Here is a 22,460-nt window from a genome sequence, read left to right as displayed (position 1 = left end):
GGGCAAGACGCCGGGCGCGAATCATCCTCTAAGGTCGGATCTGGAATCGGAATGCCGCCAAGGAGCCGATCAACGGCTCCGACTGGAGAGAGCCCGTACATGTCCTCTGCACAACTTGCCGTATTGGACACTGCCTCCAACCGGACGCTGGCCGAACGCCTGATCGACCAGCTCGCCGACCGCATCGGCGGTCTCGGCGTCGAGCTCGCCGACATCGCCGGCAACGTCCAGGACGTCGCCAACCGCGTCGCGAGCCAGTCGGAACGGTTTCACCATTTGCAGAAGACGGCCGAGACGATGGTCTCGGCCAACCACGACATCGCCAATGCCTCGCAGGCGGTGCAAACCACGACGTCGGCCGCGGTCGGCGAGATCGCGCAGTCGCGCGGCGCCGTCGACACCGCGGTCAGCCACATCTCCGAGCTCGTCGCCGCGGTGGAGCGGATCGAGGCACGCCTGTCCGCGGTCGGCGCGGCGCTGGCGCAGGTGGCGAAGGTCTCCGGCTCGATCGAGGCGATCGCCAAGCAGACCAATCTGCTCGCGCTCAACGCCACCATCGAGGCGGCGCGCGCCGGCACTGCCGGCCGCGGCTTCGCGGTGGTCGCAAGCGAGGTCAAGAGCCTCGCGGAGGCCACGCGCCAGGCCACGCATGAGATCTCCGACACCGTGCGCGATCTCGACGGCCAGATCGAAGGCCTGATCGGCGAGAGCAGCGACGCCTCGCAGCGCGCCAAGACCGCCGGCGAAGGCGCGCAAGCGATCTCCGGCATCATCTCGCGGGTCCAGCAGGGCTTCGCCTCGGTCGAAGCCGAGATCGACGGCGTCGCGCGCGCGGCGACCTCCAATCTCGGCCACTGCGACACCGTGATCAGCGAGCTCAACGAGCTCGCCAAGGGCGTCGACCTCTCCTCGCGCGACCTCCGAAGCGCCGACGAGCGGGTAGCAAAGCTGCTCGACGTCTCCGAAGGCCTGATCGCGCTGATCGCCGACAGCGGCGTGGAGACGTCGGACGCGCCGCTGATCCGCATCGTCGTCGACACCGCGAAGCGGATCTCGGCCGAGTTCGAAGCTGCGATCGACCGCGGCGAGATCACGCTCGACCAGCTCATGGACGAGACCTACCGCGAGATATCAGGCACCGATCCGAAGCAGTACCTGACCAACTACGTCGAGTTCACCGACCGCGTGCTGCCCGCGATCCAGGACCCGATCCAGAACTCCGATCCGCGCATCGTGTTCTGCGTCGCCTGGGCCAAAGGCGGCTACCTTCCGACCCACAATCCGAACTACCGCCTGCCGCAGGGCAAGGACCCGGTCTGGAACAACGCCAATTGCCGCAACCGCCGCCTGTTCACCGACCGCGCAGTGAAGAAGGTCGCGGCCAACACAAAACCCTTCCTGCTGCAAACCTATCGCCGCGACATGGGCGGCGGGCAGTTCGTGCTGATGAAGGACCTGTCCTCGCCGATCATGATCCGCGGCAAGCACTGGGGCGCCTTCCGGATGGGATTGCGGCAGGGCTGACGGGCGGCGCTAAGGCCTTTGACTCAAAACCTAAAAAACAACCCCATGCACAGTAGCCGGGGTGTGCGGAATCAATGGCTTACGCCGGCGGGCCCCGGCGCGCGTTGACTCGTCGGGCAAAACAGGGGCAAAATGCTATTATTCCGAAATTGTGAGAGGCGTGCGGTTCTCCCCGCCGTCCGCCGAGCACAGAAGCCGACTGCACTGGTGCGGCGGCCGACGTTGCCGTAGAAATGCCGCCGCGCATCCGCGCGAACCCGAACACAGCAAGCGGGCTTTTCGATGTCCTGTCCACCCGCCCAAATCGGCGCGCCGTTTTCCGAGATCGATACACCGGCGCTGATCATCGACCTCGACGCCTTCGAGCGCAATCTCGACACGATGGCGGCGGCGGTGAGCAAGCTCGGCGTTCGCTTGCGTCCGCATGCGAAGACCCACAAATCACCGATCATTGCGGCCAAGCAGATAGCGCGCGGCGCAATCGGCATCTGCTGCCAGAAGGTCGCCGAGGCCGAGATCCTGGTTGCGGGCGGGGTGAGTGACGTGCTCGTCAGCAATGAGGTGGTGGGCCTGCGGAAGCTGGAACGGCTCGCAGGCCTCGCTCGCCACGCACGCATCAGCGTTTGCGTGGACGATGCGATCATGGTCGAGCAACTGTCGCACGCCGCGGAGCGGGCAGGATCGCAAATCGAAGTCCTGGTCGAAATCGACGTCGGCGCCGGTCGCTGCGGCGTCAGGCCGGGGCCGGCGGCGGCCACCCTGGCGCGGCAGGTGGCGGCTTCACGCTTCCTATCGTTCGGCGGCTTGCAGGCCTATCACGGCTCTGCCCAGCATTTGCGCACGCCGGAGGAGCGGCGCGCTGCCATCGCCGGTGCCGCGAACGCGACCGCGGAGACACTGCGCGTCCTCAAGGACGCGGGCTTTCAGTGCCGGACGATTGGAGGTGCGGGAACCGGCACATTCGAGCTCGAAGGCGCGAGCGGCATCTGGAACGAATTGCAGGCGGGCTCCTATATCTTCATGGACGCCGACTACGCCAAGAACCTCGCCGACGGGGCGCGCAACGCCAATCCGTTCGAGCATGCGCTGTTCGTGATCGCGACGGTGATGAGCACAGGCGCCGGCGAACACGCGGTCATCGATGCCGGCCACAAGGCTCTGTCGAACGACAGCGGATTTCCGGTCGTGCTCGGCCGGCCCGATCTGCGCTATCATCGGCCATCTGACGAGCATGGCTTGCTCGATTTCGACAGCGCTTCGTCGCGACTGGCGATCGGCGACAAGGTGACGCTGATCCCCGGCCATTGCGACCCGACCGTCAATCTCTACGACTGGTATGTCGGCGTGCGCGGCTTCAACACGCCGGATTCCCGCGTGGAGGCACTTTGGCCAGTCGCGGCGCGGGGCGCGGTCACCTGAGATTGACGCGTGATTGCGCGCGACGCCGTAGCGCCCGGCCACTATCCTGTGCTGCATCTTAGAATGAATGTGGCCGACGCCATCGACGACTTGGAGACGATATCATGAGCGCAGACTCGGAAATCAAATCTGCGGGCGCCAACATTCAGGCAAGCACTATCAGCACCATTGTACTTGGCTTTGCAGCCGATCCGATGGCGCGTTGGGTTTGGCCCGATTCATCCGAATATCTCAGGATTATGCCTCAATTCGTCAAGGCATTTGGCGGACGGGCATTCGAGCATGGCACAGCTTACATCACAGAAGGGGCTCGCGCGGCCGCCCTGTGGCTGCCGCCCGGCGTCGAGCCCGATGAAACGGCCATGGACGCACTCATGGCGCAATCCCTGCGTCCGGAGATCGCCGATGATATTGGACACATGCTCCAGGGAATGGCCGAACATCATCCCCACGAGCCCCATTGGTATCTGCCTCTCATTGCCTCCGATCCGAACTGGATCGGCCAAGGTCTCGGCACATTGTTGATGAAGCACGCTCTTCGACGATGCGACGAGGAGGGCATCGCCGCCTACCTCGAAAGTTCGAATCCGCGAAACATCTCCCTTTATGAACGCCACGGCTTCAAGATCATCGGCGAGATACAACATGGTTCTTCGCCGACGATGACACCAATGTTGCGGACAGCTTCTTGAACGGAATCCAATCTGTCGAAGAGAAGGGCTCGCAGCCGCCAATGACTGTTGACTTCCGCTTGTGGCCCAAAGCGGAGTTCCCTTGTTGCCCGTCGATGTCCGCTGCTGAGGGCAAAGTTTGATATAATCGTCCGGGGACGACACCGGGTGATTTCGCTCGCGCTTCAGCTCAACCAGAATTTCGGCGTCGTCGGCTCCAGCCTTCCACCCACGCGCACCGGCGCGATCTTGAGCGCGAGCCCTGTCGCATCGTCCGTTTCCACGGCGACGCCGCTGAGCGTCGCGGCGCCTGCGGCCGGCTCGAAGCGGCCGGACGGAATTCCTGATGTGAACCTCCGCAGCGGCTCTTCCTTCTGCATGCCGATGATGGAATCGTAATCGCCGGTCATGCCGGCGTCGGTCATGTAGGCGGTGCCGCCTGACAGGATCTGGTGGTCGGCGGTCGGCACATGCGTGTGCGTGCCGACGACGAGGCTGGCGCGGCCGTCGCAGAAGAAGCCGATCCCCTGCTTCTCGCTTGAAGCCTCGCAATGGAAATCGACGACGATGGCGTCGGCGGCGACGCCGAGCGGACAGGCGCCAAGCTCGCGCTCGAGCGCGGCGAAGGGATCGTCGAACGGGGTCATGAAGACGCGGCCGAGCGCGTTGACGACGAGGGCGTGCTTGCCGTTCTTGGTCTCGACCAAGGCGGCGCCGCGGCCGGGCGTGCCGCGCGGATAGTTGGCGGGGCGCACCAGGCGGTCGGCGCGCTCGATGAACACCAGCGCCTCGCGCTGGTCCCAGGAGTGATTGCCGAGCGTCACCGCGTCGGCGCCGGCCTCGAGAAACTCCTGGTAGATCGCTTCCGTGATGCCGAAGCCACCGGCCGAATTCTCGCCGTTGACGACGACGAGATCGAGCGACCAGTCCTTGACCATGCCGGGCAGATATTCGGAGACGGCCTCGCGTCCGCTACGGCCGACGACGTCACCCACGAAGAGAATGCGCAACTTCAGAACTCCGGAAATCGAACACGTCCGATTCCGTTAGCACATAATCGAGCGCCACGTCGTGGGATAGTGCCGGAACCGCCTCGATCTCCTGCACTGCAAACGCAAGGCCGATGCCGACGATGTGCTTGGCTTTGCGCAAATGCGCGAAGGTGAAATCGTAATGCCCGGCGCCATAGCCGATGCGATGGCCGAGGCGGTCGAAGGCGGCGAGCGGCGTCAGCATGATGTCGGGAATGACTTCGGCCGCAGCAGGTGAAGGTTCGGGAATGCCGAGCGGGCCGAGCATCAGGCGGTCGTTCGGATGGAAGAGACGGAAGATCAGCGACTGGCCGCGCGCGGTGACGCAGGGCAGCGCCAGCCTGGCGCCCTCTTCCGCGAGCTTTGCGAGCAGCGGCATCGGATCGATCTCGCTGCGGATCGGCGAATAGCCGGAGACGATGCTGTCGGGCAGCAGCTTGAACGGTAGCCCGCGCTTGGCGAGCTTTGCGGCGGCCGCGATGCGTTTCTTCTCGCTCAGCGCATCGCGCTTGGCGAGGGCTTTGGCACGGAGCTCGGCTTTGGAGTTGGACATGTGCTTTGGTCCCCACGTCATCACCCGCGAATGCGGGTGATCCAGTATTCCAGAGGCGGTGGTGATTCACACAAGGGCCGCGGCGTACTGGATTCCCCGCCCCGTGCGCAATTGCGCACTCGGGGGGAATGACACCTGTTGAATTGGCCGCAGTCGTTTCAACAAGCACAAACGAAGCAAACGAAAGTGCGAAGCCGCGAACGCCGTTGAAGCACTCGATCCCGGAGTTCCCTACGAAAGTAGGTGGGCACCATATGTCCGAGCCCACGGGCCCGGCCAGGGACAGTTCCCTAAAGGATCGATAAGGCCCCGGGGATATATGGCTCCTGACGCACGTCGCAGCCTCGCGGAGGCAATGTAACAACTGTACTGACGAATCGCCAGTGCGACGAGAGTGCGGCTTCCGCTGCGCGCTTTCTTACCCTCCCCTGGAGGGGTCCGGGACGAGCGAAGCTCGCCCGTGGGTCGGCTCACATGGAGCGCAGCGAAATGTGAGCGGGGTGGGGTGATCTCTCCCCACGGGCACTGTCCGTGTGGAGAGATCACCCCACCCCGCTCGCGCTACGCGCGATCGACCCTCCCCCTCCAGGGCCCTCCAGGGGAGGGTAAGGGCACGGCTCCTATCGAGCTTCAGCCGATCGCGATGCCGTTCCCCACCGTCCGGTTCAGGACCTGGGTCGATTTCTCGATGCGCTCGGCGGCGGCGTTCAGCGCGTTGACCACCGCGGTCTGCGTCATCCTGGCGCGCTCGACGGCGGCATTGCGGAAATCCCTGAGCTCGGTCAATTCCTGCTCGAGGGTGCGGACGCGGTTGGTGGTGTCGATCAGCTCATCGCACACGGTGAGCGCAGCCATGACGGTGAGGCGCGCATCGCCGATCTCGCCGAATTTTCCGCGCAGCGACTGGATGCGCGTCTCCAGCGTCTCGGCGAGCTTGAGCAGCCGCACCTCCTGGCCCTCCTCGCAGGCCATGCGATATTGCCGGCCGTTGATGGTGACGTTGATGTGGCTCATCCGTCCTCTCCGGTATCGAGCACCGAGCGTATCGTCACGATCGCGGAATCCAGCCGGTCAGAAATCTCGCGATTGGTGCGCTCGAGCTTGCGTGCCTTCACCAGCGCGCCGTCGAGCTCGTCGGCAAGACGCGAGCGATCCGCGCCGAGCGCCTGGATGCGCGCCGCAAGCTCGTTCTCGTCGCGATCGGCATCGCGACGCCGCTCCACCGCACTTTCGAGCGCATCGAGCGCCGCCATGAGTCTGCGGGTCGCAATCTCGATCTCGACGGCGGACGACTCCGTCATGGCGGAACTGTTGGATACGCGATCGTTCATGCAGTCAGCGGCGGAACCTGGCGGCCTTTGCCCAGTGGCCTTTCCCTGGAGCTTGCCGTCCGGCAAAAGACTCGGTTCGGCAAGCGGTTAGAAGCAGAAATTTACAAAGCAAGCTAGCCAAGCGCAACGCCGCCGCAAAACTATGCACTGTTCAATCGGGACGACGTGTCGCTGCGTCGCTTCCGCCCGGCGCGATCCCGGCGGAAAACCGATGTCCACACAGGCAACTTTTGCGGCCAAACCGGCGTTCGATTGCCTTGGACTCCCGGAACCGAGGTGCTATCCCAGCGCCAACCTTCAGTGGCCGCCAGGCTTCTCCCCGCGCGGGCAACCATCGCCAAGCGCTTCATTTCAGACGGATTTCAGACATGACGCAGGTCGATCACACCCGTATGGCCAACGCGATCCGCGGCCTTTCGATGGACGCTGTCGAGAAGGCGAAATCGGGCCATCCCGGCCTGCCGATGGGCGCCGCCGACATCGCCACCGTGCTGTTCACGCAGTTCCTGAAATTCGATGCCACTGCGCCCGCCTGGCCGGACCGCGACCGCTTCGTGCTCTCGGCCGGCCACGGCTCGATGCTGCTCTATTCGCTGCTGTATTTGACCGGCAATGCCGAGATGACGCTGGACCAGATCAAGCAGTTCCGCCAGGTCGACTCGCTGACCCCCGGCCACCCCGAGAACTTCCGCACCAAGGGCATCGAGACCACCACCGGCCCGCTCGGCCAGGGCATCTCGACTGCGGTCGGCATGGCGCTGGCCGAAAAGATGCTCGCCGCCGAATTCGGCAAGAAGATCGTCGACCACCACACCTATGTGCTCGCCTCCGACGGCGACCTGATGGAAGGCGTGTCGCAGGAAGCGATCGCGATGGCCGGCCACTGGAAGCTCAACAAGCTGATCGTGCTCTACGACGACAACGGCATCTCGATCGACGGCCCGACCTCGATCTCCGATTCCGTCGACCAGGTGAAGCGCTTCAAGTCGGCGGGCTGGGCGGCCGAGAAGATCGATGGCCACGACCAGGCCGCGATCGCCGATGCGATCACGCGCGCGAAGAAATCCAGCAAGCCCACGCTGATCGCCTGCCGCACCACGATCGGCTTCGGCGCGCCGCACAAGCAAGGCACCTCGAAGGTGCACGGCGAAGCGCTCGGCGCCGACGAGCTCAAGGCTGCCAAGGAAAATCTCGGCATTTCGCTCGAGCCGTTCGCGGTCGCCGACGACGTGCTGAAGGCATGGCGCGCGGCCGGCAGCCGAGGCGCCGCGGCACGCCAGGAATGGGAAGCGCGGCTCGGTGAGCTCGGCAGCCGCAAGCGCGCCGAGTTCGAGCGCCGCCTGCGTCACGAGCGTCCCGCTTCGCTCGCCAAGGCCGTTCGCGCCTACAAGAAGGAGCTGCTGGAAAAGCCGATGACCGCGGCCACCCGCAAGTCGTCGGAAGCGGTGATCGAAGTCATCGCCGGCGCCATGCCGATGGAATTCCTGGCAGGCTCGGCCGACCTCACCGGCTCCAACAACAACAAGGCGAAGTCGGCGACCGCCTTCTCGGCCAAGACGCCGAAGGGCCGCTTCATCCATTACGGCATCCGCGAGCACGGCATGGCGGCCGCGATGAACGGCATTTTCCTGCACGGCGGTTTCGCGCCGAACGGCGCGACCTTCCTCGTCTTCACCGATTATGCGCGTCCGGCGATGCGCCTTGCCGCGCTGATGGGCGCCGGTGTCGTCTACGTCATGACCCATGACTCGATCGGTCTCGGCGAAGACGGCCCGACCCATCAGCCGGTCGAGCATCTCGCAGCGCTCCGCGCCATTCCCAACATGCGCGTGTTCCGTCCCTGCGATGCCATCGAGGTCGCCGAGTGCTGGGAGCTCGCGCTCAACCGCGTCGATGGCCCGACCGTGCTGGCGCTGACGCGGCAGAACCTGCCGCAGCTGCGGACCACCGCACCGAACGACAATCCCTGCGCGGCTGGTGCCTACGAGCTGGTCGCCGCCCAGGGCGAAGCCAAGGCGACGCTGTTCGCCTCGGGCTCGGAGGTCGAGATCGCGGTCGCGGCCCAGAAACAATTGGCGGAACGCGGCGTCGCTTCGCGCGTTGTCTCCGTTCCCTCGCTGGAGCTGTTGTTAGCGCAACCAGAGGCCAAGCGCGCCGCCATCATCGGCAACGCGCCGGTGAAGATCGCGATCGAGGCCGCCGTGCGCTGGGGCTGGGACGCCGTGATTGGCCAGGATGGCGAATTCATCGGCATGCATTCGTTCGGCGAAAGCGGCCCTGCCAAGGAGCTTTACAAGCATTTCGGCATTACCGCCGAGGCCGCGGTTAACGCTGTGCTGAAGCGCGTTTCCTGAGAGTTGAGCTTGCCGCAAAAAAGGACTACCTAATCTCTCATATGATCAAGCACCGCCCGGCCGAACCGGGCGTCCGCCCCTAAAAAACCCTCGCAGGCGCGTATAGCGCGTTGTGCGGGATGACAACGGTCATTGAAGGAGACGAAACATGGCAGTCCGCGTCGGAATTAACGGTTTTGGCCGCATCGGCCGCAACATCCTGCGGGCTATCGCCGAGTCCGGCCGCAAGGACATCGAGGTCGTCGGCATCAACGACCTCGGCCCGGTCGAGACCAACGCTCATCTCCTCCGCTTCGACAGCGTCCATGGCCGCTTTCCCGGCACCGTCACCGTCGACGGCGACTCCATCAGCCTCGGCAACGGCAAGATCAAGGTCACCGCCGAGCGCGATCCCTCGAAGCTGCCCTGGAAGGATCTCGGCGTCGACATTGCGATGGAATGCACCGGCATCTTCACCTCGAAGGACAAGGCTAGCGCGCATCTGACCGCCGGCGCCAAGCGCGTGCTGGTCTCCGCGCCCGCCGACGGCGCCGACGCCACCATCGTCTACGGCGTCAACCACGACACGCTGACCAAGGATCACCTCGTCGTCTCCAACGGCAGCTGCACCACCAACTGCCTTGCGCCGGTTGCCAAGGTGCTGAACGATCTCGTCGGCATCGAGACCGGCTTCATGACCACGATCCACGCCTATACCGGCGACCAGCCGACGCTCGACACGATGCACAAGGATCTCTACCGCGGCCGCGCGGCGGCGATGTCGATGATCCCGACCTCGACGGGTGCTGCGAAGGCGATCGGCCTCGTGCTGCCCGAGCTGAAGGGCAAGCTCGACGGCGTCGCGATCCGCGTGCCGACCCCGAACGTCTCGGTCGTCGACCTCAAGATCGTCGCCAAGCGCGCCACCGACGCCAAGGAGATCAACGCGGCGATGAAGCGCGCCAGCGAGCAGCAGCTCAAGGGCATCCTCGGCTACACCAATGCGCCGAACGTCTCGATCGACTTCAACCACGACCCGCACTCCTCGACCTTCCACGAGGACCAGACCAAGGTGCAGAACGGCACGCTGGTGCGCGTGATGTCCTGGTACGACAACGAGTGGGGCTTTTCGAACCGCATGGCGGACACCGCCGCCGCGATGGCGAAGGTGATCTGAGGGAAGCCAAGGTGCTTCCTCACTGGATTGGCATCCCTGGCGTCATACTGTTGATCGCGATGATCGCGTACGGATTTCGCCGGGGCCTCGCAGTGAAGTCTCCGAAAGACGGTGGAGGGAGCGGCGACCACGGCCATTCGCCTCCCCCCGATTCCGACACTCCGACGCACGGATGATGAACGATGCCCGCTAAATTCCGCACCCTCGACGACGTCGACGTGAAGGGCAAGCGCGTGCTGCTGCGCGTCGACCTCAACGTGCCCATGGAGAGCGGGCGCGTCACCGACGCCACCCGGCTCGAGCGCGTGGCGCCGACCATCACCGAGCTCGCCGACAAGGGCGGCAAGGTCATCCTGCTCGCGCATTTCGGCCGGCCGAAGGGACGCGACGCCAAGGACTCGCTCAAGCCCGTCGCGGAGGCGCTGGCGAAGGTGGTGAAGAAGCCCGTCGCGTTTGCCGAGGATTGCATCGGCGAGCCCGCGGCCAAGGCGGTCGCCGGCCTGAAGGATGGCGACATCCTGTGCCTGGAAAACACCCGCTTCCACAAAGAGGAAGAAAAGAACGATCCCGCCTTCGTCGCGGAACTCGCGAAGCTCGGCGACATCTGGGTCAATGACGCGTTCTCGGCCGCGCACCGCGCCCACGCCTCGACCGAAGGTCTCGGCCACAAGCTGCCGGCCTATGCCGGCCGCACCATGCAGGCCGAGCTGGACGCGCTGGAGAAGGCGCTGGGCTCGCCGAGCAAGCCCGTGATCGCCATCATCGGCGGCGCCAAGGTCTCGACCAAGATCGACCTGTTGGAAAACCTCGTCACCAAGGTCGACGCGCTCGTGATCGGCGGCGGCATGGCCAACACCTTCCTGCACGCGCAGGGCGTTGCGGTCGGCAAGTCGCTGGCCGAGAAGGATCTTAGCCCCACCGCGCTGCGCATCATGGAGAAGGCGGAAGCCGCCAATTGCGCCATCATCCTCCCGGTCGACGCCACCGTCGCCTATCACTTCGCCGCCAACGCGCCGTCGCATGCCTATGGACTCGATGCGATCCCGGCCGACGGCATGATCCTCGACGTCGGCCCGCAATCGATCGCGCGCGTCCATGCCGCGATCGACGATGCGGCGACGCTGGTCTGGAACGGCCCCCTGGGCGCATTCGAGATGCAGCCGTTCGACCGCGGCACGGTCGCGGCCGCCAAGCACGCCGCCGAGCGCACCAAGGCCAAGAAGCTGATCTCGATCGCGGGCGGCGGCGACACCGTCGCGGCGCTCAACCAGGCCCATGTGGCCGGTGACTTCACCTATGTGTCGACCGCCGGTGGCGCGTTCCTTGAATGGATGGAAGGCAAGCCCCTGCCCGGCGTTGAAGTTCTGCGTAGCAAGTAATCAAGCGGCCTTTGAGGCCCCAACGGGAGACAAAGACAGATGGCTCGGATCACGTTACGTCAATTGCTCGACCACGCGGCGGAGAACGATTACGGCGTACCGGCCTTCAACATCAACAACATGGAGCAGGCGCTGGCCATCATGGACGCGGCCAACCAGGTCGATGCGCCCGTCATCATCCAGGCCTCGCGCGGCGCGCGCTCCTACGCCAACGACGTCATGCTCAAGCACATGATGGACGCGGTGACCGAGATCTATCCGCACATTCCGGTCTGCGTGCATCTCGACCACGGCAACGAGCCGGCGACCTGCATGACCGCGATCCAGGCCGGCTTCACCTCGGTGATGATGGACGGCTCCCTCAAGGCCGACGGCAAGACCCCCGGCGACTGGGGATACAATGTCGGCGTCACCAAGACCGTCACCGACATGGCCCATCTCGGCGGCATCTCCGTCGAGGGCGAGCTCGGGGTGCTCGGCTCGCTCGAGACCGGCATGGGCGACAAGGAAGACGGCCACGGCGCCGAAGGCAAGCTTAGCCACGACCAGCTCCTGACCAATCCGGACGAGGCCGTGAAGTTCGTCCAGGAAACCAAGGTCGACGCGCTCGCGATCGCGATGGGGACGTCGCATGGCGCTTACAAATTCACCCGCAAGCCCGACGGCAACATCCTCGCCATGAATGTGATCGAGGAGATCCACCGCAAGCTGCCGAACACGCATCTCGTCATGCACGGCTCCTCCTCGGTGCCGCAGGATCTGCAGGACATCATCAACGCCTATGGCGGCAAGATGAAGCCGACCTGGGGCGTGCCGGTGGCCGAGATCCAGCGCGGCATCAAGAACGGCGTGCGCAAGATCAACATCGACACCGACAACCGCATGGCGATGACCGGCCAGATCCGGAAAGTTCTGAAGGACAACCCGGAAGAGTTCGATCCGCGCAAGTACCTGAAGCCGGCGATGGAAGCCATGACCAAGCTGTGCAAGCAGCGCCTGCAGGAGTTCAACACCGCAGGCCAGGCCTCCAAGATCAAGAAGGTGCTGACCACCGCCGAGATGGCCAAGCGCTACGCCAAGGGCGAGCTCGATCCCCGGGTCGCCTAAGGCCTCCGTCACATCCTCCCGTCATTCCGGGACACGCGAAGCGTGGGCCCGGAATCCATAACCACAGCCTGGGGTTATGGATTCCGGGCCTGCGCCTTTCGGCGCATCCCGGAATGACAGAAAGACCCTTTACCCTGCGACGAACGATAACTCGGCAATTGCCCGAGAACGGTCTATTTTCCCGGGCAAGGGCAGAATCGTTTTGGGAGGACCTCTCGATGAATCTGACTGAGCTCAACAAGATCGCGACCGCCATGGTCGCGTCCGGCAAGGGCATCCTTGCCGCCGACGAATCCTCCGGCACCATCAAGAAGCGCTTCGACGCCATCGGCGTGGAATCGACCGAAGAGAACCGCCGCGACTATCGCGAAATGCTGTTTCGCGCCAAGGACGCCATGAGCCAGTACATCTCCGGCGTGATCCTCTATGACGAGACGATCTGGCAGAATGCCAAGGACGGCACGCCGCTGGTCAAGCTGATCGAGCAGGCCGGCGCCATTCCCGGAATTAAGGTCGACGAGGGCACGCAGGCCTTGCCGATGTGCCCCGGTGAAACAGTCACGATCGGGCTCGACAAGCTCGCCGAGCGCCTACAGAAATATTACGAGCGCGGCGCGCGCTTTGCCAAATGGCGCGCGGTGATCGACATCGGCAGCGGCATTCCCTCGATGACGGCGATCAGCGTCAACGCCCACGCGCTGGCGCGCTATGCCGCGCTGTGCCAGGCCGCGCAGATCGTGCCGATCGTCGAGCCGGAGGTGCTGATGGACGGCGACCACGACATCGAGCGCTGCTATGAGGTGACGCAACGCGTGCTCAACAAGACCTTCCAGGAATTGCGCGTGCAGCGCGTGGCGCTGGAAGGCATGGTGCTGAAGCCGAACATGGCAATCGCCGGCAAGAAATGTCCGAAGCAGGCCTCGGTCGAGGAGGTCGCGGAGAAGACGATACGGCTGCTCAAGGCCTGCGTGCCCGCGGCGGTGCCCGGCATCGCCTTCCTGTCCGGCGGCCAGTCGGACGAAGAGGCGACCGCGCATCTCAACGCCATGCACAAGCTCGGTCCGCTGCCCTGGGGCCTGACCTTCTCCTACGGCCGCGCGCTGCAGGCCGCGCCGCAGAAGGCCTGGTCGGGCAAGCCTGAGAACGTCGCGGCCGGCCAGCGCGCCTTCAGTCATCGCGCCCGCATGAACGGCCTCGCCTCCAAGGGCGAATGGCAAAGCAGCCTGGAACAGAAGGCAGCCTAGACCTTGTCGAACAAACCGCCTCCGCCGCGCCCGGCGCCGCGTCTCTATCTCGCGACGCCCGTCGTCGATGATCCCGCGACGCTGGTCGCCGAGCTGCCGGGGCTGATCGCGTCCGCCGACGTCGCCGCCGTGCTGCTGCGCCTGAAGGAGACCGATCAGCGCGGCATGATCTCGCGCGTCAAGGCCTTGGCGCCGCCGGTGCAGAAGGCGGGCGCGGCACTCCTCGTCGACGGCCATGCCGACATCGTCGCGCGCGGCGGCGCCGACGGCGCGCACCTGCCCGGCATCGCCGCGCTGAAGGAGGCGCTGCCGTCGCTCAAGCCGGATCGCATCGCCGGTGTCGGCGGGCTGACGACGCGGCACCATTCCATGGATGCGGGCGAGATGGGCGCGGATTACGTGCTGTTCGGCGAGCCCGATGCGAAAGGCCAGCGGCCGTCGTCGCAGGCGATCGCCGAGCGGCTGGACTGGTGGGCCGAGCTGTTCGAGCCGCCCTGCGTCGGCTTTGCCACCACGCTGGACGAGGCCTACGATTTCGCCGCCAGCGGCGCCGATTTCGTGCTGGTCGGCGACTTCATCTGGGCCGATCCGCGCGGGCCCAAGGCCGCCCTGATCGAGGTCGATGCCGCGATCAAGAAGGCTCATGCGACGGCGCAGGCCGGCCAAGATCCTGCGGGCCAGGAGCACGGCTAGCGCCCGACATGAAGCTCCCGTGCATCACCATGCTGGCCACGCTGCTGCTGACAGTGCCCGCGGCCGCGCAGCTGCAGATCACCCCGCCGGCGACGACGCCGAGCGCACCGGCAGAGAAGCAGAAGCCAAAGCCGCCCGCCCCTGCCAAGAAGAAGGAGGCAGCACCGGCGCCGAAGCCTACGGCATCTCCCAAGCCGTCCGCTTCGCCCAAGCCGGCAACCGTGATCCCCGCGCCGCCGTCCGACGATCCCAACGTCGACCTCGTGTTCGGCGCCTATCAGCGCGGCCAGTACAAGACGGCGTTCGAGCTCGCCACGGTGCGCGCGCAAGCCGGCGATGCCAAGGCGATGACCATGCTCGGCGAGCTCTATTCCAACGCCATGGGCATCCGGCGCGATTACGCGAAAGCGGCCGAGTGGTACAAGCGCGCCGCCGATGCCGGCGATCGCGAGGCGATGTTCGCGCTCGCCATGCTGCGCATCTCCGGCCGCGGCGGCCCGGTCGACAAAAGCGAGGCGGTCAGGCTGATGGCCTCCGCCGCCAAGCTCGGCGAGCCCAAGGCGGCCTATAACCTCGCCCTGCTCTATTTGGACGGCCAGACGCTGCCGCAGGACGTCCGGCGTTCGGCGGAACTGCTGCGCCAAGCCGCCGATGCAGGCCTGCCCGAAGCGCAATACGCGCTCGCGACCTTCTACAAGGAGGGCACCGGTGTGCCGAAGGACCCCGAGCGCGCGGTGCGGCTGCTGCAGGCCGCCGCGATCGCCGACAATGTCGATGCCGAGGTCGAATATGCCATCGCGATGTTCAACGGCACCGGCACGCCGAAGAACCAGCCGGCGGCTGTCGCCCTGCTTCGCAAGGCCTCCCGCCAGGGCAGCGCGATCGCGCAGAACCGGCTGGCCTGGGTGCTGATCAACGGCGTCGGCACGCCCGTGGACAAGATCGAAGGCTTCAAATGGCACCTGGTGGCCAAGACATCAGGCAAGGGCGACCCCGAGCTCGACAAGCAGCTCTCCGATCTGCCGGCCGATGACCGCGCCAAGGCCGAGGCCGCCGCCAGGAAGTGGCTCGGGTCCAAATGACTTGACGCGGGGCCCCTCACGGGGCACCCAATCCCCCAAACAGGCGCGTTTCCGCGCCCCTCTCCCCGATCAAGACCAGAAGCATATGCTGTATTCCGCCACTATCAACGTCATGGTCAAGGCGGCGCGCCGCGCCGGCCGCAGCCTCAAGCGCGATCTCGGCGAGATCGAGCATCTCCAGGTCTCGCTGAAGGGGCCGGCCAATTTCGTCTCGCTCGCCGACAAGCGCGCCGAGGAGATCCTCTACCAGGACCTCGCCAAGGCCCGGCCCGGCTACGGCTTCATCGGCGAGGAAGGGGGCAACCGCGAGGGCACCGACAAGAGCCACACCTGGATCGTCGATCCCTTGGACGGCACCACCAACTTCCTGCACGGCATCCCGCAATTTGCGATCTCGATCGGGCTCGCCCGCGAGGGCACCGTGATTGCGGGCGTGATCTACAACCCCGCCAATGACGAGCTCTACATCGCCGAGCGCGGCAAGGGCGCCTTCCTCAACGACCAGCGCCTGCGCGTCGCCGGCCGCCGCCAGCTGAGCGAATGCGTGGTGGCCTGCGGCCTGCCTCATATCGGCCGCGGCGACCACCAGGAATTCCGCCGCGAGATGACCGCGATCCAGGACCGCGTCGCCGGCTTGCGCCGTTTCGGCGCTGCCTCGCTCGATCTCGCCTTCGTCGCCGCCGGCCGGCTCGACGGGTATTGGGAGCGCGATTTGCAATCCTGGGACATCGCGGCCGGTATGCTGATGGTCCGCGAAGCCGGCGGCACCATCAGCGATATCGCAACGCCGGGCGACCCGCTGGTCACCGGGCACGTCGTGTGCGGGAATGAGTACGTGCACGGGGAGCTGGTGAAGATCTTGCGGAAGCCGGCTTAAGGCGGAAGCTCGCGCTCCACATTCCCCTGTCATTCCGGGGCGCGCCTCTTGGCGCGAGCCCGGAATCCATTGATCCTCGTCAATGGTGGCCCGCTGGATTCCGGGCTCGTGCTTCGCACGCCCCGGAATGACGGGGGTGCATCAGTGGCCTGAGTGCGCCCGCGCCGGTCGGCCGTGCGCTTCAGCTTCCCGCGCCGCCTTCGGCTCGCGATCACCCGCCAGCACGCGCTGCACCGAGACGAAGAACACCGGCACCATCAACAGCGCCAGGATCACCACCGCGATCATGCCGCCCATCACCACGCTGCCGAGCGCCTGCTGGCTGGCGCCGCCGGCGCCGTGGGCGATGGCCATCGGCAGCACGCCGCAGATGAAGGCAAGGCCGGTCATCAAGATGGGGCGGAAGCGCAGGCGGCAGGCTTCGATGGTGGCTTCGACCAGCGGCTTGCCTTCTTTCCGCAGATCCTTGGCGAACTCGATGATCAGGATCGCGTCCTTTGCGGCGAGGCCAATGATGGTGATCAGGCCGACGGTGAAATAGACGTCGTTGGGCAGGCCGCGCAGCATAGCGGCAGTGACCGCGCCGACGATGCCGAGCGGCACGGTGAGCAGCACCGCGAGCGGAATGGTCCAGCTCTCGTAGAGCGCGGCGAGGCACAGGAACACCACGAACACCGACAGGGCGAGCAGGAACGGCGCCTGCGAGCCCGACAGCTTCTCCTGCAGCGACTGTCCGGTCCATTCATAGCCGAAACCGCGCGGCAACCGGTCGGCGAGCCGCTCCATCTCGGCGATGGCATCGCCCGAGGTGAAGCCGGGCCTGGCCTCGCCGGAGATGCGCACCGCCGGATAATAGTTGAAGCCGGCGATCTGTGTCGGGCCGCGCGCCCATTCGATCGTGGTGAAGGACGAGAACGGCACCAGCTGGCCGCGGCTGTTCTTGACGTTGTAGTTGAGGATGTCCTCGGCCCGCATGCGGTCGCGCGCGTCCGCCTGCACCACGACGCGCTGCATGCGACCGCGGTTCGGGAAGTCGTTGATGTAGTTCGAGCCGAGATTGGTCGAGATGGTGTTGTTGATGTCCTCGAAGGTGACGCCGAACGCGCCGGCCTTCTCGCGGTCGATCATGAGATTGACCACGCCCGCCTCGGGCAGGCCTTCGATATAGACCTTCTGCAGCACCGGGCTGGCATTGGCCTCCGCGATCAGCTGGTCGGCGGCGCGCATCAATTGCTGATAGCCCTTCTGGCCGCGATCCTGGAGGCGGAACGAGAAGCCGGACGAGTTGCCGAGATTGTCGATCGGCGGCGGCTGCAGCGCCGAGATTTTTGCGTCGCGGATCGACGAGCCCAGGTCGCGGTTGACGTCGTTGACGATCGCGGCAGCGGAGTCCTTCGGCCCGCGCTCCGACCAGTCCTTCAGCGTGATGAAGGCCTGGGCGGTGTTCATGCCCTGGCCGGAGAAGCTGAAGCCGGTGAGGAAGGTGACGTTGTCGACGCCCGGCCGCGCGGCGAGATATTTTTCGACCTTCTCGATCACGGCCTCGGTGCGGGCATAGGACGAATCCGAGGGCGTCTGCACGTCGGTGGTGATGAAGCCCTGGTCGTCGACGGGGAGGAAGCCGCCGGGCAGGTTGACGAAGGCCCAGGACAGGCCGACCAGCAGCGCGGCATAGACCAGCATCAGGCGGCCGGTGCGATTCAGCGAAAAGCCGACGGTGCGTGAATAGCGTTCCTTGACGCCTTCGAGCATGCGGTTGAACCAGCCGAACACGAAGTTGGTCGAATGACCGTGCCCCTTTGCCACAGGCTTCAACAGCGTCGCGCACAGCGCCGGCGTCAACGACAGCGCCAGGAAGGCGGAGAAGCCGATCGCGGCGACCATGGTGACGGAGAACTGGCGGTAGATGATGCCGACCGAGCCCGGGAAGAACGCCATCGGCACGAACACCGCCATCAGCACCAGCGTGATGCCGATGATGGCGCCGGTGATCTGCGACATGGCTTTCCGCGTCGCTTCCTTCGGCGGCAGGCCTTCCTCGGCCATGATCCGCTCGACGTTCTCGACCACGACAATGGCGTCGTCGACGAGGATGCCGACCGCGAGCACCATGCCGAACATCGAGAGCATGTTGATGGAATAGCCGGCGAGCAGCAGAGTGGAGCAGGCGCCCAGCAGCGCCACCGGGACCACGATGGTCGGAATGATGGTGTAGCGGATGTTCTGCAGGAACAAGAACATCACCACGAACACCAGCACCACAGCTTCGACCAGCGTCGTCAGCACCTTCTCGATCGAGGCCTCGACCACAGGGGTGATGTTGTAGGGGATCTCGTAGGTGATGTTGGCCGGGAAGAAGCGCGACAGCTCCTTCATCTTCGCTTCGACTGCGCTGGCGGTCGCCAGCGCATTGCCGGTCGGCGACATCAGGACCGACAGGCCCGCCGTCGGCTTGCCGTCGAGGCGCGTGTTGAACTGGTAGCTGAGGCCGCCGACCTCGATGCGCGCGACGTCGCGCAGGCGCACGGTCGAGCCGTCGGCATTGGCGCGCAGGATGATGGCGCCGAACTCGTCGGGCGAGGAGAGCTGGCCCTTGACCAGCACCAGTGCCGAGGTGCGCTGGTTCGAGGTCGACGGCTCGGCGCCGATGCTGCCGGAAGCGACCTGCGCGTTCTGCGCGGTGATGGCCTTGTTGACGTCGTCGGCGGTCAGGCCATAGCCGACCAGCTTTGCGGGATCGACCCAGACACGAAGCGAGCGCTCGGTCGAGTACAGTGTGGCGCGGCCGACGCCGGGAATGCGGCGGATCTCGCCGAGCACGTTGCGGATCATGAAGTCGCCGAGGCCGACTTCATCCAGGCTGCCGTCAGTCGAGTTCAGTGTGATGATCTGCAGCACTGCGCTCGAGGCTTCCTCGATCAGGATGCCCTGCTGCATCACCGCGCGCGGCAGGCGCGCCTCGACGCGCTTGATGCGGTTCTGGACCTCGACCGAGGCGGCACTGGTGTCGGTGCCCGGCTGGAAGTTGGCGATGATCTCGACCTGGCCGAGCGAGTCGCTGGTCGATTCGAAATTGAGGATGTTGGCGGCGCCGTTGAGCTCCTCCTCGATCAGCCGCGTGACGCTATTGTAGAGGTTTTCCGGCGAGGCGCCGGGATAGCTGGTCGAGACCGAGATCGAGGGCGGCGCGATGATCGGATATTGCGCGATCGGCAGCAGCGGCACCGCGATCGCGCCGATCAAGCAGATGAACAGCGCGACCACCCAGGCGAAGATCGGCCTGTCGATGAAGAAACTCGGCATTGGCCGTTTTATCCTCGTTGTTCGGTTAGACCCTCATGGTGAGGAGCGCGGAACGCGCGCTCCGGACGATGCCGCGCATCGCCGCGAGAACCATGAAGGCCCGGCTCTCTCCCGCGGCCATCCTTCGAGACGCCCGCTTGCAGCGGGCTCCTCAGGTTAAGGACGACACTTGCTGCGCGGAGCGTTACCGCGTGAGCTGCTGAGCGTGCCGGTTGTCTGCGGTCGCTTCCGCCTCCGACCAGGATTGCGGCTTGACCTTGTCGCCGGCCGCGAATTTCTGGAAGCCTTCGACCACGACCTTGTCGCCGGACTTCAGGCCTTCGGTGATGAACCAGAGGCCGTCCTGCACCGAGCCGGTGCGCACCGGCTGCACCGCGATGTGATTGTCGTCCTTGACGACGAACACCTCGCTGCCGCCGCCGCCATTGCGCTGGATCGCCTGCTGCGGCACCGCGATCGCATCGGAATCGAGACCCTGGTCGATGCGGACCCGGACATACATGCCCGGGAGCAGCTCGCGCTTGGGATTGGGGAACTCGCCGCGCAACGTCACCTGCCCGGTGTGGGCGTCGACCTTGGCGTCGGAGAACAGCAGCTTGCCGTCGAGCGAATAGATGGTGTTGTCGTCGAGCACGAGGCGCACCTTGGCGGCATCGGCGGCGATGCGATCGAGGTCGCCGGTCTCGAAGGCGCGGCGGAGCTGGTTGAGCTCGGTCACCGACTGGGTAAAGTCGGCATAGATCGGATCGAGCTGCTGGATGGTGGCGAGATTGGTCTCGTTCTGCACGGCGAGCGCGCCCTCGCTGACGAGGGCCGCGCCGACCACGCCGTCGATCGGCGCACGCACGGTGGCGTAGTCGAGATTAAGCCTGGCCCGCGCGAGCTCGGCCTTGCGGCCCTCGACCTCGGCATGGGCCTGGCGTTCGGCCGCAATCGCCTTCTCGTTCTCGGCTTCGGGCGCGGCGCGATCCCTGGTCAGGGTGGCAATACGATGCGCCTGCTGCTTGGCCTGCGCCAATGCCGCTTCGGCCTTCGCCAGCGCGGCCTCGTTGGCCATGACCTCGACCTCGAACGGGCGCGGATCGATGCGGTAGAGCGGATCGCCGGCCCTGACCTCGCTGCCCTGGCGGAACAGGCGCTCTACCACGATGCCGGACACACGCGGCCGGACTTCGGAGACCCGGGTCGGGGCGATGCGGCCCGGCAGCTCGCGCACCACGGCGCGCGGCTGCGGCTTGACGATAACGATGCTGACGTCAGGGGCAGGCGGCTGGGCGGCGGACACCGCGGAACTGGATTCCTCGCAAGCACCCAGCAGCGGCGCAAGGGCCGCGAGCATCATTGCAACGCATGCCGATCGCGCTCGAATTCCAAACATGAAGTGGGATGCCCCGATTGTTGAAACTGATCATGCTCGCGCGAAGCCCGTTCTGGACCTTTTGCACGCGGCTGATGCCGCCAAAATAGAATGCATCTGCTGCGATGCAACGCATGGCGCAGGCGGCTCATTGTCACACAGCTTATCCTGTTGAAATCAGAAGTCTTTTGCGGTGTAACTTGATTGTGAATCTAAGTTCCACCGGCGCGTGCTGCGGCGGAACACCGCAATTACTCGGCGGCCTTCATCCGGTAATGGCTGACGCCCCATTCTGTTCCGTCGGCGTAACCGAACAGGCCCGAGGTCGCGAGCAGGAACCAGCGCCAGCGACGCATCCAGAGAGCGGTCTCCTCGCCGTGGACCCCGTGCAAGGAGGCTTCGATGGCCTCGCGATGGGCATCGAAATTGGCCAGCCAGTCGTTGGCGGTGCGCTGGTAGTGCGTGCCGCTCCAGCACCATTCCTTCTCGATGGCAAAGATATCGTCGAACTGCCTGACGAGGTGATGGCTCGGCATCAGCCCGCCTGTGTAGACGTATTGCGCGATCCAGTCGTCGCGATCGGCCGGGTCAGGCAGATGCGAGCCGGACCGGTGGGTGACGACGTGCATGAAGAACCGTCCCTCCGGCGCGAGCCATGACCGCACGCGCGTCATCAGCTTGCGCCAGTTGCTCATCCGCTCGAACATCTCGACCGAGACGATGCGGTCGAACTGGCCATCGGGCGCGAACACGTTCATGTCGGCCGTGACCACGCGCAGATTCAGCAGCCCGCGCCGCCGCGCCTCCTCCTCGACGGAGGCGCGCTGCGCCTGCGAGGCCGCGACCGCCGTCACCGTCGCGTGCGGAAATTGCCGTGCCATCCACAGCGACAGCGAGCCCCAGCCACAGCCAAGCTCCAGAATGGCCTGGCCGTCAGTCAGGCCGGCATGCTCGACGGTCTGGCGCAGCGCCTCCTCCTCCGCCTCCCGCAAGGTGGTCGCGTCGGTCTTGTAGAAGCAGGAGGAGAATTTGCGTTTGGGGCCGAGCAAGTCGGCGAAGAAGGCCGCGGGCACCTCGTCATGCCCCGCTGCCGCGCCCTCGGCGATCGGCCGCAGCATCATCCGCCCGGCGAAGGCGGCATCGTCGCCGAGGCCCAGCCCGGACAGGCGCGTCGCCATGCGGGAGCACAGGCGCTGGATCGCGGCGCGGATCACCACGTCCGGCAGCGGCACACGCTCGGCAGTCCCGATGATCGCGGAAACGACGCTCATGCGCCCCCTGAATGGCGAACTTCTGCAGAGACCTGCTTATCAAAGCACCGCTTCCGGTCCGGGTTCCCCGAGCTGTCCCCGAAATCGGCGCATCCGGCGCTTTTTTTG

General features: G+C 65.5%; 18 protein-coding genes and 1 other RNA gene. 11 read left to right on the top strand and 8 right to left on the bottom strand.

Annotated elements, in window-relative coordinates; all coding sequences use genetic code 11:
- Positions 1-99: 99 nt before the first annotated feature.
- The 3 genes from ACTEK7_RS19135 to ACTEK7_RS19125 all read left to right on the top strand — a co-directional run bounded on the left by ACTEK7_RS19135 (position 100) and on the right by ACTEK7_RS19125 (position 3,635).
- The gene (locus ACTEK7_RS19135; RefSeq protein WP_225146413.1) at positions 100-1,524 is read left to right on the top strand and encodes a methyl-accepting chemotaxis protein; all 1,425 of its coding nucleotides are present in this window, start codon (positions 100-102) and stop codon (positions 1,522-1,524) included.
- A 282-nt stretch (positions 1,525-1,806) separates the two neighbouring features.
- Entirely contained in the window at positions 1,807-2,943 is a 1,137-nt protein-coding gene (locus ACTEK7_RS19130) for a DSD1 family PLP-dependent enzyme (protein WP_225136330.1), read from the top strand.
- A 104-nt stretch (positions 2,944-3,047) separates the two neighbouring features.
- On the top strand, positions 3,048-3,635 hold the full coding sequence (locus ACTEK7_RS19125) for a GNAT family N-acetyltransferase (RefSeq protein WP_085971997.1): 588 nt from the start codon (positions 3,048-3,050) through the stop codon (positions 3,633-3,635).
- Positions 3,636-3,799: 164 nt separating this feature from the next.
- Here the strand turns inward: ACTEK7_RS19125 and ACTEK7_RS19120 are convergent, their stop codons facing one another.
- The 5 genes from ACTEK7_RS19120 to ACTEK7_RS19100 form a co-directional block, all read right to left on the bottom strand.
- On the bottom strand, positions 3,800-4,624 hold the full coding sequence (locus ACTEK7_RS19120; protein WP_035998346.1) for a TIGR00282 family metallophosphoesterase: 825 nt from the start codon (positions 4,622-4,624) through the stop codon (positions 3,800-3,802).
- Positions 4,602-5,198, bottom strand: coding sequence for a 5-formyltetrahydrofolate cyclo-ligase (locus ACTEK7_RS19115; RefSeq protein WP_225141109.1), 597 nt, complete (start codon positions 5,196-5,198; stop codon positions 4,602-4,604). The genes ACTEK7_RS19120 and ACTEK7_RS19115 overlap by 23 nt, the downstream gene beginning before the upstream one ends.
- Before the next feature lie 187 nt (positions 5,199-5,385).
- Positions 5,386-5,546, bottom strand: a non-coding RNA gene (gene ssrS, locus ACTEK7_RS19110) — 6S RNA.
- Positions 5,547-5,828: 282 nt separating this feature from the next.
- The gene (locus ACTEK7_RS19105) at positions 5,829-6,212 is read right to left on the bottom strand and encodes a cell division protein ZapA (RefSeq protein ID WP_035998340.1); all 384 of its coding nucleotides are present in this window, start codon (positions 6,210-6,212) and stop codon (positions 5,829-5,831) included.
- Positions 6,209-6,529: a DUF4164 domain-containing protein gene (locus tag ACTEK7_RS19100; RefSeq protein ID WP_020608063.1), complete on the bottom strand. Its 321-nt coding sequence runs from the start codon at positions 6,527-6,529 to the stop codon at positions 6,209-6,211. Before ACTEK7_RS19100 ends, ACTEK7_RS19105 begins: the two co-directional genes overlap by 4 nt.
- A 368-nt stretch (positions 6,530-6,897) precedes the next feature.
- On the opposite strand from ACTEK7_RS19100, the gene tkt reads away from it, so the two are divergent.
- The 8 genes from tkt (at position 6,898) to ACTEK7_RS19060 (ending at position 16,421) form a co-directional block, all read left to right on the top strand.
- Positions 6,898-8,883: a transketolase gene (gene tkt, locus ACTEK7_RS19095; RefSeq protein ID WP_225141107.1), complete on the top strand. Its 1,986-nt coding sequence runs from the start codon at positions 6,898-6,900 to the stop codon at positions 8,881-8,883.
- Positions 8,884-9,031: 148 nt separating this feature from the next.
- Entirely contained in the window at positions 9,032-10,039 is a 1,008-nt protein-coding gene (gap, locus tag ACTEK7_RS19090; RefSeq protein ID WP_035998321.1) for a type I glyceraldehyde-3-phosphate dehydrogenase, read from the top strand.
- Positions 10,040-10,221: 182 nt separating this feature from the next.
- The gene (locus ACTEK7_RS19085) at positions 10,222-11,418 is read left to right on the top strand and encodes a phosphoglycerate kinase (protein WP_109142460.1); all 1,197 of its coding nucleotides are present in this window, start codon (positions 10,222-10,224) and stop codon (positions 11,416-11,418) included.
- A gap of 39 nt (positions 11,419-11,457) precedes the next feature.
- Complete coding sequence (gene fba / locus ACTEK7_RS19080; RefSeq protein WP_036036995.1) at positions 11,458-12,525, top strand: class II fructose-bisphosphate aldolase; 1,068 nt, start codon at positions 11,458-11,460, stop codon at positions 12,523-12,525.
- A 218-nt stretch (positions 12,526-12,743) separates the two neighbouring features.
- Positions 12,744-13,769: a class I fructose-bisphosphate aldolase gene (locus tag ACTEK7_RS19075; RefSeq protein ID WP_225146412.1), complete on the top strand. Its 1,026-nt coding sequence runs from the start codon at positions 12,744-12,746 to the stop codon at positions 13,767-13,769.
- A 3-nt stretch (positions 13,770-13,772) separates the two neighbouring features.
- Positions 13,773-14,462, top strand: a complete 690-nt coding sequence (locus ACTEK7_RS19070; protein WP_225146411.1) for a thiamine phosphate synthase — start codon at positions 13,773-13,775, stop codon at positions 14,460-14,462.
- A gap of 8 nt (positions 14,463-14,470) precedes the next feature.
- On the top strand, positions 14,471-15,544 hold the full coding sequence (locus tag ACTEK7_RS19065; RefSeq protein WP_225146410.1) for a tetratricopeptide repeat protein: 1,074 nt from the start codon (positions 14,471-14,473) through the stop codon (positions 15,542-15,544).
- 85 nt (positions 15,545-15,629) lie between these two features.
- Complete coding sequence (locus ACTEK7_RS19060) at positions 15,630-16,421, top strand: inositol monophosphatase family protein (RefSeq protein WP_225141101.1); 792 nt, start codon at positions 15,630-15,632, stop codon at positions 16,419-16,421.
- A gap of 141 nt (positions 16,422-16,562) precedes the next feature.
- Here ACTEK7_RS19060 and ACTEK7_RS19055 read toward each other — a convergent pair whose 3' ends face one another.
- The 3 genes from ACTEK7_RS19055 to ACTEK7_RS19045 all read right to left on the bottom strand — a co-directional run bounded on the left by ACTEK7_RS19055 (position 16,563) and on the right by ACTEK7_RS19045 (position 22,352).
- Positions 16,563-19,724 (bottom strand): multidrug efflux RND transporter permease subunit, encoded by a 3,162-nt coding sequence (locus ACTEK7_RS19055; protein ID WP_225146409.1) that lies wholly within the window; start codon positions 19,722-19,724, stop codon positions 16,563-16,565.
- A gap of 184 nt (positions 19,725-19,908) precedes the next feature.
- Complete coding sequence (locus tag ACTEK7_RS19050) at positions 19,909-21,102, bottom strand: efflux RND transporter periplasmic adaptor subunit (RefSeq protein WP_085968706.1); 1,194 nt, start codon at positions 21,100-21,102, stop codon at positions 19,909-19,911.
- Between the two features lie 230 nt (positions 21,103-21,332).
- Positions 21,333-22,352, bottom strand: coding sequence for an SAM-dependent methyltransferase (locus ACTEK7_RS19045; protein WP_035998295.1), 1,020 nt, complete (start codon positions 22,350-22,352; stop codon positions 21,333-21,335).
- Between the last annotated feature and the right edge of the window lie 108 nt (positions 22,353-22,460).

This window comes from Bradyrhizobium sp. JHI2711 (genome assembly GCF_056156565.1).
This window is presented reverse-complemented; position numbering and strand designations above follow the sequence as displayed.